The following is a 17,295-nucleotide window of genomic DNA, read 5'->3' as shown; positions in this document are numbered from 1 at the left end:
GGTGCTGCCGACCGGGGCGGCGGGATCAGCGCGGCGGCTTCTTGCCCGTGATGCCCATGTAGACGAGCGTGGACAGCGCCGGACGCACGTCCTTCATCTTGATCTTCCAGGTCTCGAAGCCCTTCTGGTGGCCGGAGACGGCCGCCAGCATGGCCACGAGCGTGCCCGCCATGGCGTTGGGGGCGACCTCGTCGGCCGACTTGCCCTTGGTGTGCACCTCTTCGATGGCCTCGGTCAGACCCGTGGTCACCGCGTTGAGGATGGACTGGCGGACCTTGTAGAAGCGCTTGTCGCCCTCCGCGGACGCGAGGTCCACGACGCGGAGGATCGGCTCGTACTCCCGCCAGAAGTCCAGGAATCCGTCGACCAGCGCCTCGGCCGCGGCGTAGCCGCCCTTGCCGGTCCAGCCCTGGTCCTCGGTGAGCGCCTTGAGGCGCGCGCCGTCCTTCGCCATGTCGTTGGCGATCTCGAGGATCGCGCTCTCGACGTCCTGGAAGTACTGGTAGAAGGTTGCGGGCGAGGTGCCTGCCATCCGGGCGACGTCGATGACCTTGACGTCACGGTACGGCGACGTGTCGAGCATCTCGCGCAGGCAGTCCAGCAGTTTCTGCCGGGTGGCCTGGCCGCGTCGCCCGGCGACGCGGCCGTCGACGGTGCGAACTTGTCCTGTCATGCCGTCAGTTTACGGGCGCATGATCGGGCTCGCTGTTCGCGGCACCGAGGAACGCGGGCTTTTCGCCCCCTCCGTGCAGAAGGATTTCGGCACCGCTGACGTAGCGCGACATCGGCGACCCGAGGAAAAGGCACGCATCTGCCACGTCGTCAGGTTCAGCCATTCGGCCGAGGGGAATCGTGGCCCCCACCGCGGCGATGCCGGCGTCGTCGCCGTAGTGCAGGTGGGCCTGCTCGGTCTTCACCAAGCCGACCACGATCGAATTGACCCGGACTTTCGGGCCCCATTCGACGGCGAGCGTCTTGGTCAGCGAATTCATACCGGCCTTGGCGGCACCGTACGCGGCGGTCCCCGGCGACGGCCGGACTCCCGAGACGCTGCTGATATTGACGATCGAGCCGCCTTCTTCCTGACCGTTCATCAGACGGAAGGCGGCCTGCGCGAAGTACAGCGGGCCGAGGAGATTCAGCTCGATGATCGCCTTGCTGAACCGCGGCGACACGGTGGCCGCATCGGAGAACGGCGCCCCGCCCGCGTTGTTCACCAGCACGTCGAGCCGGCCGAACTTCTCCTCGATGAACGCCACCGTGGCGAACGCGGTGTCCGGGTCGCGCACGTCGGCCGGGTGGTAGACCGCGGTGCGTCCGCCCGCACTCGGCAGCGACTCGGGTTCCGAGCGCGAGCACACCACGGCGTCCGCGCCGGCGGCGAGGAAGCGCTCGGTGATGCCGCGGCCGATGCCCTTGGCGCCGCCGGTGACGAGCACGACCTTGCCGGTCAGGTCCAGGGGGTTGGCGGGTGCCGTCATCGCACGCTCCGGATGGGGTTCAAGGTGTCGTCGGCCACGGCCGCCCCGTCTGGCGCGGCCCGTCAAGAGTCAACTATGGTGGCAGAAATCTGACGATCAGTCAGATCGGAGGGTGAGGTACCACACTTCGGCCCGTCGGATTCTCCGGCAGACCGGAGCAGACCGGACATCATGCCCTGCTCCCGAGCGACGCCCGGGGACAGGCAGCCGGTACGGGGCGCCCCGCTCCCGACTGACGCCGCGGCCGAATGGATCCGATTGCCATGGCTATCCGCTACGAGGTGCGCGACGGCATCGCCGAGGTGGTGCTCGACGCTCCCCCGGTGAACGCCCTCGACGTCGCCGGCTGGTTCGAGCTGGCCGACACGATGCGCCGCGCGAGCCGCGACCCGCAGGTGCGGGTCGTCGTGCTGCGCGCCGAGGGACGCGGCTTCAACGCCGGCGTCGACATCAAGGAGATGCAGAACACCACGGGCTACGACGCCCTCGTCGGCGCCAACCGCGGCTGCTACGAGGCGTTCGCCGCGGTGTACGAGTGCGAGGTCCCGGTCGTCGCCGCGGTGCACGGCTTCTGCGTCGGCGGCGGCATCGGCCTGGTCGGCAACGCGGACATCATCGTCGCCAGCCACGACGCCTTCTTCGGTCTTCCCGAGGTGGACCGCGGCGCGCTCGGCGCGGCCACCCACCTGGCCCGCCTGGTGCCGCAGCACCGCATGCGCCAGATGGTCTACACGAGCGAGAACGCCCCCGCGTCCGAGCTGCACGCCTACGGGTCGATCTACAAGCTCGTCGACCGCGACAAGCTCGTGGACACCGCGTTCGAGGTCGCGCGCAGCATCGCCGCGAAGTCGCCGACCGTCATCCGTGCCGCGAAGGCCTCGCTGAACGGCATCGACCCGGTCGACGTCAAGCGCAGCTACCGCTACGAGCAGGGCTTCACGTTCGAGCTGAACCTCACCGGCGTGTCCGACGAGCTGCGCGACGCGTTCGTCGAGAACCGCGACGCGGACACCTCCAAGTAGCGGAAGTAGGGCAGAGGAATCCATGGCTGACAAGCGCATGACGCCCGACGAGGTCGTCGCCCAACTCGAAGACGGCATGACCGTCGGCATCGGCGGCTGGGGCTCCCGGCGCAAGCCGATGGCCCTGGTCCGCGCCATCCTGCGGTCCGACCTGAAGGACCTGACCGTCGTCTCGTACGGCGGCCCGGACGTCGGCCTGCTCGCCCGCGCGGGCAAGGCCAAGAAGCTCGTGTACGCGTTCGTGTCGCTCGACTCGATCGCGCTGGAGCCGAACTTCCGGTACGTGCGCGAGAACGCGCTCGTCGAGGCGGTCGAGTACGACGAGGGCATGTTCCTCACCGGCCTGCGCGCGGCCGCGCAGCGCCTGCCGTTCCTGCCGACCCGCGCGGGCCTGGGCTCGGACATCCTCAAGGTGTCGCCGCACCTGAAGACCGTCGCCTCCCCCTACGGGGACGGCGAAGAGCTGGTCGCCATGCCGGCGCTGAAGCTGGACGTCGCCCTCGTGCACGCCAACGTCGCGGACGAGAAGGGCAACGCCGCGCTCACCGGCCCCGACCAGTTCATGGACGACCTGTTCTGCCTGGCCGCCGACAAGGCGTACGTCTCGGCGGAGCGCGTCGTGTCCAGCGAGGACCTGCTCAAGGAAGCCGGCTGCTTCCACACGCTCGTCCTGCACCGCTACATGACGCACGGCGTAGTGGAGACCCCGAACGGCGCGCACTTCACCGAGTGCCCGCCGGAGTACAACCGCGACGAGGCGTTCCAGAAGGCGTACGCGGCCGCCGCGGGCGACCCGGAGACGTGGGCCGCGTTCGAGCAGCGGTTCCTGAAGGTCGCCGACGAGGCCGCCTACCAGGCCGAGGTCGCCAAGTTCCGTGAGGAGAACTCCAAGTGACCGACACCCTGACGGAGATCACCCGCGCCGACGTGTGCGTGGCCGCGGTCGCCGACTGCTTCCGCGGCGACGGCGAGATCATCGGCTCGCCGATGGGCACCATCCCCACGATCGGCGCCCGCGTGGCCCGCGCCACCTTCGAGCCGGACCTGGTGCTGTCGAACGGCGAGTCGCTGTTCTTCGAGGGCACCCACCGCCTCGGCGCCAAGCCGGACGAGTTCGCGGCCGTCGGCTGGATCCCCTACCGCCAGGTCCTCGACGTGCTCGCCTCCGGGCGCCGGCACGTCATGATGGGCCCGGTCCAGATCGACAAGCACGGCAACGCGAACATCTCGGCGATCGGCGACTGGGCCAAGCCCAAGCGCCAGGTCCTCGGCTCGCGCGGCGGCCCCGGCAACACCATCAACCACACGACGAGCTACTGGATCCCCAAGCACTCGTCGCGCGTGCTGACGGCGAAGGTCGACATGGTCTCGTGCGTCGGCTACGACCGCGCCGCCGAGGTGGGCGCGGCCGGCCGCTTCCACGAGGTGCGCCGGGTCGTCACCAACCTCGCGGTCCTCGACTTCGTGTCGGTCGACGGCGCCCCGGCGGTCATGCGCCTGGCGTCCGTGCACCCGGGCGTCACGGTCGACGAGGTCGTCGCCAACACCGGCTTCGAGCTGGTCGTCCCGGCGGACGTGCCGGAGACCCGGCTGCCCACCGAGGAAGAGCTGCGGCTCATCCGCGAGGTCGTCGACCCGCGCGGCATGCGCCTGCGCGAGGTCCCGGCATGACGGCGCTGCACCCGGCCCTGAAGAACGGGTTCACCGAGAAGTTCGGCGTCCAGTACCCGATCGTGCAGACCGGCATGGGCTACGTGTCGTACCCCAAGCTGGTCGCGGCGACCGCGGAGGCCGGCGGTCTCGGCATCCTCGCGTCGGCCACCATGACGTACGACGAGCTGGTCAACGCGATCGCCACGGTGAAGAAGGCCACGGACAAGCCGTTCGCGGTCAACCTGCGCGCCGACGCGCCCGACGCGGCCGACCGCATCGAGCTGATGGGCCGCGAAGGCATCAAGGTCGCGTCGTTCGCGCAGGCCCCCAAGAAGGACCTGATCAAGCGCGCGCACGACCTGGGCATGCTGGTCGTCCCGTCGATCGGCGCCAAGCGGCACGCGCAGAAGGTCGCCGAGTGGGGCGTCGACGGCGTGATCGTGCAGGGCGGCGAGGGCGGCGGGCACACCGGCTCGATCCCGACCACGCTGCTGCTGCCGCAGGTCACCGACGTGCTCAAGGGCACCGACGTGACGGTCATCGCGGCGGGCGGCTTCTTCGACGGACGCGGCCTGGTCGCCGCGCTCGCCTACGGCGCCGACGCGATCGCGATGGGGACGCGCTTCCTGCTGACCAGCGACAGCCCGGTGGCGGTCGCGGTCAAGGAGGTCTACCTCAAGACCGACGTCAACGGCACCGTCGTGTCGAAGGAGGTCGACGGCGTGCCGCACCGCGTGCTCGCCACCGACTTCGTCAAGAAGCTGGAGCAGCGCTCGGTCGTCGCCCGCTACCCGCGCGCGATCGCCAACGGCCTGCGCTTCCAGAAGCTGTCCGGGATCCCGGTCAAGGACATGGTCCGCGAGGGCCTGGCCATGAAGAAGTCCCAGGGGCTCTCCTGGCCGCAGGTGCTCATGGCCGCGAACACCCCGATGCTGCTCAAGGCGGCGATGGTCGACGGGCGTCCGGACCTCGGCGTGATGGCGTCCGGCCAGGTCGTCGGCGTCATCGAGGACCTGCCGAGCTGCCGGGAGCTGATCGACCGGATCACCGCGCAGGCGAGCGAGATCCTGCGGGAGCTGGAAGGCTGAACCGCTTGCGGTGCCGTCCACCGCGAAGGGCCGGTACGGATGTCCGTACCGGCCCTTCGCGCGTGCGGGGTGCTCTACTTCTTCGCCTTGGCGGTCTTGGCGGTCTTGGCCGTTTGGGCTTCCTTGGCCGCGCGCTTCATCTCCTGCTTGTGCGCGCGCACCTTCTGCAGCGAATCGGGGCCGGTGATGTCGGCGACCGACATGCACGAGCCGTCCGCGCCGTACGCTCCGGCGGCCTCGCGCCAGCCCTTGGGCCGCACGCCGTACTGCTTGCCGAGCAGCGCGGTGAAGATCTTGGCCTTCTGCTCGCCGTATCCGGGCAGGTCGGTGAGGCGCTTGAACAGCTCGGCGCCGGTCTTCGCGTCCTTCCACACGGCCGCGGCGTCCCCGTCGTAGTGCTCGACGAGGTACTGGCACAGCTGCTGGATCCGCTTGGCCATCGACCCCGGGTAGCGGTGCACCGCGGGCTTGTCGGACAGGATCGCGGCGAAGGCCTCGGGCTCGTACGCGGCGATCACGTGCGCGTCGAGATCGTCCGATCCCATCCGCTGGGCGATCGTGTACGGCCCGGCGAACGCCCATTCCATGGGGATCTGCTGGTCCAGCAGCATCCCCACCAACGCGGCAAGCGGACTGCGCCCGAGCAGCGCGTCCGCCTCGGGCTGCTGGGCCAGGTGGATCGTGGTGGTCATGCTCACCAGTCTCCCGCCGCGCCCCTCCGTCCCGCACCCGGACACGGTCGCGGCGGGAAAGTGCGTGCCGGGTCGCGGCTGCCGGACGTCACACTCTCGTTCGCCGTCGTGACGGTACGGCAGGGTCACGCGGTCTCCGCCAAGCGGCGCAGTGCCGCCTCCGACGGAGACCCCAGTTTGGCGGCGAACAGGTCGAGGCCGCTCAGATCGGGGTCGTCGGGGAGGGGGAGGAGCTCGCCGAACAGGACCAGGCGGCCGACGCGGGGGTGGTCGAGATGGTAGACGCGGTTGCGCACCTGGGCGACCGGGTGTTCCACCCACATGCGGTCGAAGACACGGCTGGCGGCGCGCAGTTCGTCGATGTGCTCGGCGAAGCCGGTGTCCTCCGGGCGACGGCCGGCGAGGGAGCGGAGGTGGCCGACGTGCTCACGGGCGACCTGCTCCCAGCGCTCGCCGTGCAGCGCGCACATGCCGGGGATCACGAACATCAGGTGCGTGATGCTGCGTTGTTCTTCCGGCACCTCGGCGAAGTCGCCGAACAACGCGGCGGCGAGCGGATTCCAGGCGAGCACCTGGGTGTGGCCGCCCGTGAGCAGCGCGGGGGTGAGAGTGAAGGAGGCGATGAGGTGGCGCAGGCCCGGGCGGACCTCGGGGCGGCCGGGTCCGGGTCCGGTGCGGTGCCGCGGGTGGGCCAGACGGTGCAGGTGGGCGAGTTCGTCGGGGGCGAGGCGGAGGGCGTTGCCGATGGCGTTCAGGACTTCGGGGGAGACACTGCCGCCTTTTCCCTGTTCGAGGCGCGTGTAGTGGGCGATGCTCACGCCCGCCAGGCGGGCGAGTTCCTCGCGGCGCAGGCCCGCGACCCGGCGGAAGCCGCCGTAGTCGCGGATTCCGACGTCCTCCGGGCGGAGCCGGGCGCGGCGCGACTTCAGGAAGTCGCCGAGTTCGGTGCGGACGTCCACACCAGGACGATACGCGGACGCGGCTGTTCCTGATCACGGCGTGCGTAGGCACGACGCGGCCATGGGAGGATCCGGCGCCGGCGGACAGGCTGGAGTCCGGTGCGGGCCGTCGCCCGCCCGTTCCCTCACTCTTTGTGGCCAGGAGTCCGCCATGCCTGCCGTTTCCGCCCTCGCGGCCGCCCGCCCGCAACGTCCCGCCTGGAGTCTCGCGCTGCTCGCGCTCGCCGGGCTGATCACGGCGCTCGACTTCACCATCGTGTACGTCGCCCTGCCGGACATCGCCGACGACGTCGGGTTCACCCCTCATTCGCTGCAGTGGGTGGTGAGTTCCTACGCGGTCGCATACGGCGGCCTGCTGCTGCTCGGCGGTCGGCTGGCGGATCTTCTCGGCCGGCGCCGCATGTTCGTCGCCGGAATGGCCCTGTACGGGTTCGGCTCGCTGCTCGGCGGCCTGGCGTCCGCGCCGGGGCCGCTCATTGCGGCGCGGGCGGTGCAGGGTGCCGGGGGCGCGGTGCTGTTCCCGGCCACGCTGTCGTTGGTGGGCACGATGTTCGCGGAAGGACCGCAGCGGACCCGGGCGATGACGGTGTGGGCGGTGTCCGGCGCCGCGGGCCTGTCGCTCGGGGCATTGAGCGGCGGGGTTCTGACGGGTGCGTTCGGGTGGTCGGCGGTGTTCTTCGTGAACGTGCCGCTGGTGGTGATCGGCGGGGCGGCGGCGTTCCGGCTGCTGCCGACGGACGGCGCCCGGCGCGGGGAACGCGGGTCCGGCGGCGGCTTCGACGTGCCCGGGGCGCTGACCGGTACGGCGGGGCTGACGCTGCTGGTGTGCACGCTCGCGCAAGGCCCGGTGTGGGGGTGGGCGAGTGCCCGGGTCGTGGGGGCGGCTCTCGTCGGGACGCTGCTCCTGGGCGTGTTCGCGGCGGTCGAGACGCGGGCCGCGCATCCGCTGCTGCCCCTGCGGCTGTTCCGCAACCGGAACGTCACCGCGTCGGCGGCCGTGATCCTGGTGTTCGGCGCGACTGCGCAGTCCGTGCCGTACTTCCTCACGATGTTCTTCCAGGCGGAGATGGGTTTCTCGGCGCTGCGGACCGGCATCGCCTTCCTTGGCCCGACGTTGGCGCTGACGTGTGGAAATGTGCTGGGGGAGCGTTTGCTTCCGTGGTTGGGCCTGCGGGGAACGCTCGCGTCGGGACTGGCGGTGACGGCGGTCGGCAGCGCGCTGTTCGCATGGGCGATGACGGATTCGGCAACGTATCCGAAGCTGCTCGCCGGGATCGTGGCGTACGGGCTCGGCGGTGGTGTCTCGTTCAGCACGATGTGGATGGCGGCGGGCACCGGGGTGGTCGCGCACGAGCAGGGCGTGGCATCCGGACTTGCTTCCACCGCCTTGCAGTTCGGCGCCAGTGCGGGGCTCGCGCTGCTGGTGCCATTGGACGGCGTCCGGACCGCGATGGCGGTTGTCGCCGTCGGCACGATGGCGGGGGTCGTCGCGGCTTTCGCGCTGCCGGGGCGGTCGAAACCGCAGGTCGGTGCGGCGGAGAATGTGCCCGAACCTCTGTCCGTTCGACGGCGTCGTGCCTAGGCTCGGGCGGATTGGACAGCATGGGGTGAGATCGACGGGAGGCGGCAGCCGATGAGTGTCTTTCGCGACGGCATCCTCGACGGGCGGGTCGCCCTGGTCACCGGCGGAGCCACCGGGCTCGGTCTGGAGATCGCCCGGACGCTCGGGCGGCACGGTGCCAAGGTGGCCATCTGCAGCCGGAAGGAGGACAACCTCCGTCCCGCGGTGGACGAACTCGTGTCGCAGGGCATCGAGGCGCGCTACGGCGTGTGCGACGTGCGGGACATGGCGCAGGTGGAGCGCGTCGTCGCCGAGACGGTGGAGGCGTACGGGCGGCTCGACGTGGTGGTGAACAACGCGGCGGGGAACTTCCCGGCGCCGCTGACCGGCCTGAGCCCCAACGGGTTCAAGGCCGTGGTGGACATCGACCTGCTCGGCACCTTCAACGTGTCGCGGGCGGCCTACGACGCGTGGCTCGGCGCGCACGGCGGGTCGATCGTCAACATCTCCGCGACCATCCAGTACACCGGGATGGCGCTGCAGGCCCACGTCGCGTCGGCGAAGGCCGCCGTGGACGCGCTCACCCGAACGAGCGCGATCGAGTGGGGGAAGAACGGCGTGCGCGTGAACGTCGTCGCGCCGGGTGGGATGACCGGCACCGAGGGCTACAGCCGCATCACCGCGGTGACCGGGACGAAGACGCACAGCCCGCTCGGGCGGCACGGGACGCGCCATGAAGTGGCCGACGCGGTGCTGTTCCTGGCGTCGGACGCCGCGTCGTACATCACCGGCGCGACGCTCGCGGTGGACGGCGGCGCGCACTTGGCGCGCTGAAAGCCGCCGCTTCGGGCAAACAGGCGGGCCGGGTACGGGAGTTGGATTCCGTACCCGGCCCGGCCTTCCCCCCGCGGCCGTTTCCCCTGCCGGCCGCCTTCGGGCGGGTCTCCGGGCCGGCGGTGCCGGCCGCGCGGGATCAGACCTCGAGTTCGGCTTCCACGCGCTTGAGCTGGTGCCGGGCCATTGCGAGGTTGGCGCGGTTCTTGTCGAGCGCCAGATACAGGAACAGCCCGGTCTTTCCGCGGCCCTTGAGCATCCGGATCAAGTGGTACTGGCCGCTGAGGGTGATGAGGATGTCCTCGATCTCGTCTTTCAGGCCCAGCATTTCCATGGTGCGGACTTTGGCCCGCACCACGTCGGTATTGCCGGCCGCGGCCACGGTGAGATCGAGGTCTTTTCCGCCGCCGAGCGTGCCCAGCGCCATACCGCTCGTGTAGTCGACGAGGGCGACGCCGATCGTGCCCTCGATCGTGGTCATGGCTTCCTTGAGCGCGGTCTCGGTGTTCATGCCGGCCATGGCGGGTTTTCCTTTCCTCGGTGACTGCGAAGGTGACTGCGAAGGTGACTGCGAACGTGACTGCGAACGTGACTGTGCAGGTGAAGGTGATCGGTTCGGTGCCGACCGTCGTGCGGCCATCAGGAGCGGCCTCCGGGCCGTTCGCCGGTCGGGGGCGGGAGTGACCGCGGGATGCGGCGCGGCATGGGGTCGTCGGTGCCGTGTTCCGCCGGGTCGCGGGCGTAGTGCCGTCCGACGAGTTCGGCGATCCGGGCGCCGGACTGGCGGGATTCCAGGTGCAGGCGGCCGACGTTGACGCGCGGTTCGGCGAGCACCGTCAGCACGGCGAGCGGGCCGGCGGCGTAGGTCGCCACGTAGCCGTCCACGCCGCGCACCAGCAGTTCGCGGAACTCGCCGCGGCCGGTCGCGGCGGCCATCCGCACCGCGACGGCGAGTGAGGCGGCGGTCAGTGCGGCGACCGCGTCGGCCTCCGTGCCGTCCGCGTCCTGCGCGATGACGAGGCCGTCCGCGGCGGCCGCGAGGGCACCGGTGACCTGGGGCAGCCGAGTGCGCAACCGGCGCAGCTCGTCGAGGACTTCGGCGTCCGCCGCGGGCACAGTTCGTCCTTTCCTTTTTCCGGCGCGCTGCCAGAGCGCGCGCTTCATGACCGGATCGCCGGGGCCTGGGGCCCGCGAAATTCGCGGGGCCCGCGGTGCGGCGCGCTCACCAGGCCGCCAGGGCGTCGCGGAGCCGGATCAGCAGGGCCACGTCGGGCGGTGCGGTGGGCGCCGCCGCGGCGGTGAGCCACGGGGGCGGTGCGAGCGGCTCCGGATCGGGGTCCGGGGGACGGACGTCGACGAGCCCGGCGGCCGCCAAGCGGCGGACCTCGACGAGCACGTGGAACGCGGGGCAGCCCAGCGCCAGCGCGATCGCGCTTGGGGTGCGCACGCCGTCCGCGAGCCGCAGGACGGCGCGCTGGCGGCGGGTGACCCGGGCCGCGGGGCGCGCGTGGCGCCGGACGGGTGCGCCGTCCAGCCGGGGGTTGGGGTAGACCCGGTCGAGCATCGCCCGGCGGCGGTGCGACTCGCGGGCGACCGTGGCGGCGGCGACCGGGTGTCCGGGGCCGGACCGGTGGGCGGCGCCGGGACGGAAGCGGGCGGGGCCGGAGTCCGGGCCGAGGACGAAGAACGCCGCGTCGAACAGCGCTTCGAGCCGGCAGATCTCCAGGACCCCGGGGGCGACGTGTGCGGTGCCGTCGAGCAGCACGTCGAGCGACGGGGCATCCGGGCTCTCCGCGTGCACCACGGCCCCGTCGCGCAGGTAAACGGTGCCGTGGGCGCCGAACAGCGCGCCGCCGGCCCGCGCGGCGGAGAGGCGCAGAAGGGCGTCGGCGACCCCGTCCTCGGGCATGCCGGGGACCGCGGTGCGGGCGGGTGGCGCGGCTTCCGGGGCGATGGCGGTCACCGCAGCGCCAGCCGCTCGGCCAAGTCGCGCAGCCGTAGGCGGGCGAGGGCGAGGTTGCCGTCCGCCCGGTCGAGCCAGAGGTGCAGGAAGACGCCGCTGTCGAAGGGGGTGTCGACGAAGTGCAGCAGGTGGTGGCCGGTGCGGGTGGTGACGATGATGTCCTCGACGGGGGTGCCGATCCGGACGGTGTCGCCGTCCGCGCCGGGTGGGAGCGGGGCGTCGTCGGCGAAGTCGGCATACGGCGAGAACGGCGCGGCGGGGGACGCCGGGTCGTGGGCGAAGGCGGCGTATTCGGAGGCGAGTCGGGCGATTTCGGCGGTCTCCGCGGCGGTGACCTCGTGGTCGTCGTTGGGTGAGGCGCCGACCGCGCCCAGGGCGAGCCCGCTGATCCACTCGACCACCGCGGCTCCCCTGGCCCCCGGCAAGGCCATGACCTCGTCCAGGCATTCGTCGATCCCGGGCACGCCGGCTCCCCTTCCTGCGCGGCAACAGTGACCGAGAAGCTACGCAGGGCGATGCCGCGAAGGAGTGAAATTCGGGGTTTTCCAGCGGAGGGGGTGGGGGGTGGGTATAAGATGCCCGCCGCCGGGCCGCCCGTCCCGGCCCCCAAGCCGCCGACCCCTCCGGGCTGTTCGTCCCGTAAACGCCGTGAAGGCGGTCGACGTGGTGCCGACCGCCCTCAGGGGGAGCGCTGTGCCGGGGGAGAGCCCGGCGGGTGGGTCAGAGGCGTTCGATGATGGTCACGTTCGCCAGGCCGCCGCCCTCGCACATGGTCTGGAGGCCGTAGCGGCCGCCGGTGCGCTCCAGGCGGTGCAGCATCGTGGTCATCAGGCGCGCGCCGGTGGCGCCCAGCGGGTGGCCGAGGGCGATGGCGCCGCCGTCCGGGTTGACCTTGGCGTGGTCGGCCTTGATGTCCTTCATCCAGGACAGGACGACCGGCGCGAAGGCCTCGTTGATCTCGACGGTGTCGATGTCGTCGATGGTCAGGCCGGTCTTCTCCAGCGCGTACTGGGTCGCCGGGATCGGCGCGGACAGCATCTCGATCGGGGAGGCGCCGCGCACGCTCAGGTGGTGGATGCGGGCCCGCGGGGTGAGGCCGTACTGCTGCAGCGCGCGCTCGGAGACGATGAGCAGCGCGGCCGACGCGTCGGAGATCTGCGACGCGACGGCGGCGGTCATCGTGCCGTCCGCCATGAGCACCTGGAGGCCGGCCATCTTCTCCAGCGTCGTGCCGCGGCGCGGCGGCTCGTCGGTGTCGACGACCGTGCCGTCGACCTCGATCGGGGCGATCTCCTTGGTGAAGTACCCGTTGTCGATCGCGTGCAGGGCGCGCTCGTGCGATGCGAGGGCGAACTCCTCCATCTCCAAGCGGGTGAGGCCCCAGCGCTTGGCGATCAGCTCGGCGCCGTAGAACTGGTCGACCGGCTCGTCGCCGTAGCGGGCGACCCAGCCGTGCGAGCCGGAGAACGGGTCCTCGAAGCCGAACTGCTTGGCCGAGGTCATGGCCGCGGAGATCGGGATCTGGTTCATGTTCTGCACGCCGCCCGCGATGACCACGTCGTTCGTGCCCGACATGACCGCCTGCGCGGCGAAGTGGATGGCCTGCTGGGACGAGCCGCACTGGCGGTCGATCGTCACGCCCGGGACGGCCTCGGAGTAGCCCGCGGCGAGCCACGCCGTGCGCGCGATGTTGCCGGCCTGCGGGCCGATCGCGTCGACGCAGCCGAACATCACGTCCTCGACCACGTCCGGGTCGATGCCGCTGCGCTCCACGACCGCCTTCAGCGCGTGCGCGCCCAGGTCGGCGGCGTGCACGCTCGCCAGCGACCCCTTCTTGCGGCCCACGGGCGTGCGGACCGCCTCGACGATGTATGCCTCGGGCATGTGCTCTCCCCTGCGTGATCCGTGTGATCTTGAGGTGCAGGTCACCCCCGGTATCGGGTGTGACCTGCGCGATCTTGCGGTCTGGGCGTGAACCGCTAACCTGACGGTCCGTCAGTTATGCTAACCGTGCCCGCCGCATCGCCCAAGACGCGCGCAGTGTGAGGAGTGTCCCGGTGGATCTGGAGTTCTCACCGAAGGAGCAGGAGTTCCGGCAGGAGGTCCGCTCCTGGCTGGAGGCCAATGTTCCGGCGACGCCTCTGCCGTCGATGGACACCGAGGAAGGCTTCCGGCTCCACCAGGAGTGGGAGAAGAAGCTCTTCGACGCCCGCTGGGCGGTCGTGTCCTGGCCGAAGGCGTACGGCGGCCGCGAGGCCGGCCTGACCGAGTGGCTGATCTTCGAAGAGGAGTACTACCGCGCGGGCGCGCCCGGCCGGGTGAGCCAGAACGGCATCTTCCTCTTCGCCCCGACGGTATTCGAGTTCGGCTCCCAGGAACAGCAGGACCGCTACCTCCCCAAGATGGCCTCCGGCGAGGAGATCTGGGTGCAGGGCTGGTCCGAGCCCGAGGCGGGCTCCGACCTGGCCAACGTGCGCTCGCGCGCGGACCGCGACGACGAGCGCGGCGGCTGGGTGCTCAACGGCCAGAAGATCTGGAGCTCGCGCGGCACCTACGGGCACCGCCTCTTCGGCCTCTTCCGCACCGACCCGGAGTCCAAGCGCCACCACGGCCTGACGTACTTCATGGTCGACCTGGCCAGCGCGGGCGTCACCGTCCGCCCGATCCCGCAGCTCGACGGCGAGCCCGGCTTCGCCGAGGTGTTCCTCGACGACGTCTTCGTGCCCGACGCCGACGTGCTCGGCGGCCCCGGCGAGGGCTGGAAGATCATGATCGCCACCACCGGCAGCGAGCGCGGCCTCAACCTGCGCAGCCCGGGCCGCTTCCTGGCCCCGGCCGACCGGCTGCTCGCGCTGTACCAGGAGCGCGGCAACGGCGACCAGGTGCTGCGCGACGCCGCGGTGCAGGCGTGGATGGACGCCGAGGCGTACCGCCTGTTCACCTTCGGCACCGTCACCAAGCTGCTGGACGGCGGCCAGATCGGCGCCGACTCGTCGATCAACAAGGTCTTCTGGTCGCAGATGGACGTCGAGCTGCACGCCACCGCGCTCAAGCTCCTCGGCGGCTACGGCGAACTCGACGAGGGCTCCCCGGACGCGGTCGACGGCGCACGCTGGCTCGACGGCTTCCTCTTCGCGCTCGGCGGCCCGATCTACGCGGGCACCAACGAGATCCAGCGCAACACCATCGCGGAACGCATCCTCGGCCTGCCCCGGGCCAAGTGAGCGCACGGGCCTAGCGAGCAAAGGAAACTGACGATGCGTCTGGCATACACCGAAGACCAGCAGCTGTTCCGCGAGACGGTGCGCGACTTCCTGGAAGGCGCCTGCACCACGGACAAGCTCCGCGAAGCGTGGGCCGCGGACACCGCGATCACCGGGCGCTGGACCGAGCTGGCCAAGATCGGCGTCACCGGCCTGGTGGTGCCCGAGGAGCAGGACGGCCTCGGCCTGACCGACGAGGAATTCGCCGCGGTCCTGGAGTCGGCCGGCTACGCCGCGCTGCCCGAGCCGCTGCTGGAATCCGCGGTGGCCGCGGGGCTGCTGGCCGAGTTCGCCCCCGGCGCGGGCCGGCTGGAGCGCATCGCCTCCGGCGAGGCCACGGCGGCGGTGCTGCTGCCCGGGCAGCCGTTCGCGATCGAGGCCGCGCAGGCCGATGTGCTGGTCGTCGGCACCACGGACAACGGGGTCAGCGAGATCCACGTGCTGAACCCGGCCGACTGCACGCTCACCGCGCAGCGCTCGGTCGACCGCAGCCGCAAGCTCTACAAGGTCGAGTTCGCGGCTTCGCCGGAGACCCTCGTGGCGTCCGGCGACGCGGCCGCGAAGGCCCTCGCCCGGGCTGCCGACCGCGGCGCGCTCGGCGCGGCGGCGCTGCTGCTCGGCCTCACCAAGCGCATGCTGGACATGGCGGTGGACTACGCCAAGCAGCGCGTGCAGCGCGGTGTGCTCATCGGCACCCACCAGTCGGTGCAGCACCACCTCGCGAACGTGCTGATCAAGCTGGAGTTCGCCCGCCCGGTCGTGATGCGCGCGGCGTACTCGCTCGCCCGCGACCTGCCGTCGGCGGCGCGCGACGTGTCGATGGCCAAGATCTACGCGGGCGAGGCCGCGGACCTGGCCGCCCGCAACGCGCTCCAGGTGCACGGCGCGATCGGCTACACCGAGGAGCACGACCTCCAGCTGTTCATGAAGCGCGCGTGGGCGCTCGGCGCGGCGTGGGGCGACGCGGGCCACCACCGCGACCGGGTGGCCGCGGACCTGCTGGGCGGGGCTCCGGCGCAGCTGACGCCGACGTTCTGACGGCGGCGCGGTCGCTGCCGCTGTTGTGCGACGCGAAAGGCCGGTGTCCTTGCGGACACCGGCCTTTCCGCGCCGGTCGTGTGCTTGCCCCCGACGTCAGCCCACGTTGGCCCGAGCCTCGGTGCCGGTCCGCTCGGCGTCCGCGGGTTCCGGCGAACCGGCCTTCGCCGTCTCGGACTTCCCGTCCTGCATCACGACCGCCGCGAGGAGTGCCGCGGCGACCACGCCGATCGCCGAGACGAGGAACGTGGTCGACATCGCGGTGGTGAACGCTTCGCGGGCGGCGTGGACCAGGCCTTGGTCGCCGTTCGCCGCCGCCAGCGCTTCGCCGATCGAGTGCTTGGCCCCGGCGGGCGCGTCGGAGGGCATGTGGTTCTTGTAGCCGCCGGCCAGCATCGAGCCGAGGATCGCGATGCCGAGCGCGGTGCCCGCCTGCTGGATGGTGTCGTTCAGCGCCGAGCCGACCCCGGCCTTCTCCGCCGGGATGGTGCCCATCAGCGCGCCGATGGCCGCGGGCATCGCGAGGCCCGCGCCCAGACCGAGGAGGCCGAGGGCGACCGCCGGGACCGCGAAGCCGCCGTCCGCGCCCACGGTGGAGAGCAGGGCGAACGAGGCCGCCATCACCAGCATGCCGACCAGCACCAGCACCCGGTTGCCGATCCGCGCCGCGAGTCCGGCACCGGCCACGTTGCCTGCCAGCGCGGTGACGGCGAGCGGCAGGAAGGCCATGCCGGCCTTGACGGGCGAGTAGCCCAGCACGAACTGCAGGTACTGGGTGAGGACCAGCAGCAGTCCGCCGTTGCCGATCTGCACGAGCGTCAGGGACAGCGAACCGCCGCTGAAGTTGCGGTGCTTGAACAGCGCCAGCGGCACCATCGGCGACGCGGTCCGGCGCTCCCACACCACGAACCCGGCCAAGCCGACGACCGCGGCGGCCAGGATCGGCAGCGAAGTGCCGCCGAACGCGCCCCGCTGCGGGATCTCGATGATCCACCCGACCAGGGCGGTCATGCCCACCGCGGACAGCACCGCGCCCAGCGGGTCCGGCTTCTGCCACGGGCCCCGGGACTCCGGCATGAGCGCGAGCCCGGCGGCGACGGCCAGCACCACGACGGGGACGTTCACCAGGAAGATCGCGTGCCACGAGAAGTGGTCGATGAGCACGCCGCCGAGCACCGGGCTGCCGACCAGGCCGAGCATCGACACCGAACTCCACGCGGCCATCGCCTTCGGGCGCTCGTCCTCGTCGAACACGGTGATGAGGATCGACAGGGTGGACGGCATGATCAGCGCGCCGCCGACGCCCATCGCGACCCGGACCGCGATCACTTCGCCCGGGTTCGCGGCGAACAGCGCGGCCAGTGACGCCACCCCGAACAGCACCAGCCCGATGAGCATCACCCGGCGCCGTCCGAACCGGTCGCCCAGGCTTCCCGAGGTCAGCAGCAGGCCGGCGAAGACCAGCACGTAGGAGTCGAGGATCCACTGGGTCTGCTGCGCGCTCGCCCCGAGGTCCTCGGTCATCGCGGGGACCGCGACGGTCAGCGCCATGCTGTCGACCACCAGGACCATGGTGCTGAGGCACAGCACGATCAGGATCCACCAGCGGCGGGGGTTGCGGGCTTCCATCGGGGTCTCCCTGGTCGGGTGCGCACACTGTTCCGGCGTTGCGCACACTGTACGCAGCGCGGAACAGTGTGCGCAAGAAGTCTCCCCTGTACGCTGGATGCGAACGGTGTAC

Annotated in this window: 18 protein-coding genes; 8 read left to right on the top strand and 10 right to left on the bottom strand. The window is 71.4% G+C overall.

All coding sequences use genetic code 11. The features are described from left to right. Positions 1-25: 25 nt before the first annotated feature. The gene (locus ABEA93_RS27655; protein WP_345678519.1) at positions 26-673 is read right to left on the bottom strand and encodes a TetR/AcrR family transcriptional regulator; all 648 of its coding nucleotides are present in this window, start codon (positions 671-673) and stop codon (positions 26-28) included. Positions 674-677: 4 nt separating this feature from the next. After that, a complete protein-coding gene (locus ABEA93_RS27650; protein ID WP_345678518.1) occupies positions 678-1,481 on the bottom strand; it encodes an SDR family oxidoreductase in 804 nt (267 codons plus the stop codon). A gap of 263 nt (positions 1,482-1,744) precedes the next feature. Between ABEA93_RS27650 and ABEA93_RS27645 the strand changes: the two genes are divergently transcribed. From ABEA93_RS27645 to ABEA93_RS27630, 4 genes are read left to right on the top strand one after another with little or no spacing between them, the layout of a single operon-like run. Next, positions 1,745-2,503, top strand: a complete 759-nt coding sequence (locus ABEA93_RS27645; protein ID WP_345678517.1) for an enoyl-CoA hydratase family protein — start codon at positions 1,745-1,747, stop codon at positions 2,501-2,503. Between the two features lie 22 nt (positions 2,504-2,525). Further along, positions 2,526-3,398, top strand: a complete 873-nt coding sequence (locus tag ABEA93_RS27640; protein ID WP_345678516.1) for a CoA transferase subunit A — start codon at positions 2,526-2,528, stop codon at positions 3,396-3,398. Then, positions 3,395-4,174, top strand: coding sequence for a CoA-transferase subunit beta (locus tag ABEA93_RS27635; RefSeq protein WP_345678515.1), 780 nt, complete (start codon positions 3,395-3,397; stop codon positions 4,172-4,174). The genes ABEA93_RS27640 and ABEA93_RS27635 overlap by 4 nt, the downstream gene beginning before the upstream one ends. Next, positions 4,171-5,244: an NAD(P)H-dependent flavin oxidoreductase gene (locus ABEA93_RS27630; protein WP_345678514.1), complete on the top strand. Its 1,074-nt coding sequence runs from the start codon at positions 4,171-4,173 to the stop codon at positions 5,242-5,244. Before ABEA93_RS27635 ends, ABEA93_RS27630 begins: the two co-directional genes overlap by 4 nt. A 74-nt stretch (positions 5,245-5,318) precedes the next feature. Here ABEA93_RS27630 and ABEA93_RS27625 read toward each other — a convergent pair whose 3' ends face one another. Next, positions 5,319-5,936, bottom strand: a complete 618-nt coding sequence (locus ABEA93_RS27625; RefSeq protein WP_345678513.1) for an HhH-GPD-type base excision DNA repair protein — start codon at positions 5,934-5,936, stop codon at positions 5,319-5,321. A gap of 125 nt (positions 5,937-6,061) precedes the next feature. After that, complete coding sequence (locus tag ABEA93_RS27620) at positions 6,062-6,895, bottom strand: helix-turn-helix domain-containing protein (RefSeq protein ID WP_345678512.1); 834 nt, start codon at positions 6,893-6,895, stop codon at positions 6,062-6,064. A gap of 151 nt (positions 6,896-7,046) precedes the next feature. On the opposite strand from ABEA93_RS27620, the gene ABEA93_RS27615 reads away from it, so the two are divergent. Together ABEA93_RS27615 and ABEA93_RS27610 are read left to right on the top strand one after the other, a co-directional pair. Beyond that, on the top strand, positions 7,047-8,477 hold the full coding sequence (locus ABEA93_RS27615; protein ID WP_345678511.1) for an MFS transporter: 1,431 nt from the start codon (positions 7,047-7,049) through the stop codon (positions 8,475-8,477). A gap of 51 nt (positions 8,478-8,528) precedes the next feature. Then, a complete protein-coding gene (locus tag ABEA93_RS27610; RefSeq protein WP_345678510.1) occupies positions 8,529-9,290 on the top strand; it encodes an SDR family oxidoreductase in 762 nt (253 codons plus the stop codon). A gap of 139 nt (positions 9,291-9,429) precedes the next feature. Here ABEA93_RS27610 and ABEA93_RS27605 read toward each other — a convergent pair whose 3' ends face one another. From ABEA93_RS27605 to ABEA93_RS27585, 5 genes are all read right to left on the bottom strand, one after another. After that, the gene (locus tag ABEA93_RS27605) at positions 9,430-9,801 is read right to left on the bottom strand and encodes a hypothetical protein (RefSeq protein WP_425585128.1); all 372 of its coding nucleotides are present in this window, start codon (positions 9,799-9,801) and stop codon (positions 9,430-9,432) included. Positions 9,802-9,929: 128 nt separating this feature from the next. Further along, positions 9,930-10,406, bottom strand: a complete 477-nt coding sequence (locus ABEA93_RS27600) for a roadblock/LC7 domain-containing protein (protein WP_425585121.1) — start codon at positions 10,404-10,406, stop codon at positions 9,930-9,932. A 106-nt stretch (positions 10,407-10,512) separates the two neighbouring features. Beyond that, entirely contained in the window at positions 10,513-11,199 is a 687-nt protein-coding gene (locus ABEA93_RS27595) for a transcriptional regulator (RefSeq protein ID WP_345678584.1), read from the bottom strand. Between the two features lie 50 nt (positions 11,200-11,249). After that, a complete protein-coding gene (locus ABEA93_RS27590) occupies positions 11,250-11,717 on the bottom strand; it encodes a roadblock/LC7 domain-containing protein (RefSeq protein ID WP_345678507.1) in 468 nt (155 codons plus the stop codon). 256 nt (positions 11,718-11,973) lie between these two features. Then, positions 11,974-13,137, bottom strand: a complete 1,164-nt coding sequence (locus tag ABEA93_RS27585; protein ID WP_345678506.1) for an acetyl-CoA C-acetyltransferase — start codon at positions 13,135-13,137, stop codon at positions 11,974-11,976. Positions 13,138-13,310: 173 nt separating this feature from the next. On the opposite strand from ABEA93_RS27585, the gene ABEA93_RS27580 reads away from it, so the two are divergent. Further along, the gene (locus ABEA93_RS27580) at positions 13,311-14,477 is read left to right on the top strand and encodes an acyl-CoA dehydrogenase family protein (RefSeq protein WP_345678505.1); all 1,167 of its coding nucleotides are present in this window, start codon (positions 13,311-13,313) and stop codon (positions 14,475-14,477) included. A gap of 33 nt (positions 14,478-14,510) precedes the next feature. Continuing rightward, positions 14,511-15,554 (top strand): acyl-CoA dehydrogenase family protein, encoded by a 1,044-nt coding sequence (locus tag ABEA93_RS27575; RefSeq protein ID WP_345678504.1) that lies wholly within the window; start codon positions 14,511-14,513, stop codon positions 15,552-15,554. 96 nt (positions 15,555-15,650) lie between these two features. On the opposite strand, the gene ABEA93_RS27570 is transcribed toward ABEA93_RS27575, so the two are convergent. Beyond that, on the bottom strand, positions 15,651-17,183 hold the full coding sequence (locus tag ABEA93_RS27570; protein WP_345678503.1) for an MFS transporter: 1,533 nt from the start codon (positions 17,181-17,183) through the stop codon (positions 15,651-15,653). Positions 17,184-17,295 lie beyond the last annotated feature (112 nt).

Source organism: Yinghuangia aomiensis (assembly GCF_039542225.1).
GTDB lineage: Bacteria > Actinomycetota > Actinomycetes > Streptomycetales > Streptomycetaceae > Yinghuangia > Yinghuangia aomiensis.
Note: the sequence above shows the minus strand (reverse complement) of the source record. Positions and strands in the feature narration are given on the sequence as shown.

What these genes read in the sequence shown, in the direction of transcription:
- ABEA93_RS27570 (WP_345678503.1), bottom strand. Translation starts at nt 17,183, where the DNA reads ATGGAAGCCCGCAACCCCCGCCGCTGGTGGATCCTGATCGTGCTGTGC.
- ABEA93_RS27585 (WP_345678506.1), bottom strand. Translation starts at nt 13,137, where the DNA reads ATGCCCGAGGCATACATCGTCGAGGCGGTCCGCACGCCCGTGGGCCGC.
- ABEA93_RS27605 (WP_425585128.1), bottom strand. Translation starts at nt 9,801, where the DNA reads ATGAACACCGAGACCGCGCTCAAGGAAGCCATGACCACGATCGAGGGC.
- ABEA93_RS27575 (WP_345678504.1), top strand. Translation starts at nt 14,511, where the DNA reads ATGCGTCTGGCATACACCGAAGACCAGCAGCTGTTCCGCGAGACGGTG.
- ABEA93_RS27625 (WP_345678513.1), bottom strand. Translation starts at nt 5,936, where the DNA reads ATGACCACCACGATCCACCTGGCCCAGCAGCCCGAGGCGGACGCGCTG.
- ABEA93_RS27595 (WP_345678584.1), bottom strand. Translation starts at nt 11,199, where the DNA reads ATGCCCGAGGACGGGGTCGCCGACGCCCTTCTGCGCCTCTCCGCCGCG.
- ABEA93_RS27615 (WP_345678511.1), top strand. Translation starts at nt 7,047, where the DNA reads ATGCCTGCCGTTTCCGCCCTCGCGGCCGCCCGCCCGCAACGTCCCGCC.
- ABEA93_RS27640 (WP_345678516.1), top strand. Translation starts at nt 2,526, where the DNA reads ATGGCTGACAAGCGCATGACGCCCGACGAGGTCGTCGCCCAACTCGAA.
- ABEA93_RS27645 (WP_345678517.1), top strand. Translation starts at nt 1,745, where the DNA reads ATGGCTATCCGCTACGAGGTGCGCGACGGCATCGCCGAGGTGGTGCTC.
- ABEA93_RS27610 (WP_345678510.1), top strand. Translation starts at nt 8,529, where the DNA reads ATGAGTGTCTTTCGCGACGGCATCCTCGACGGGCGGGTCGCCCTGGTC.
- ABEA93_RS27630 (WP_345678514.1), top strand. Translation starts at nt 4,171, where the DNA reads ATGACGGCGCTGCACCCGGCCCTGAAGAACGGGTTCACCGAGAAGTTC.
- ABEA93_RS27655 (WP_345678519.1), bottom strand. Translation starts at nt 673, where the DNA reads ATGACAGGACAAGTTCGCACCGTCGACGGCCGCGTCGCCGGGCGACGC.
- ABEA93_RS27650 (WP_345678518.1), bottom strand. Translation starts at nt 1,481, where the DNA reads ATGACGGCACCCGCCAACCCCCTGGACCTGACCGGCAAGGTCGTGCTC.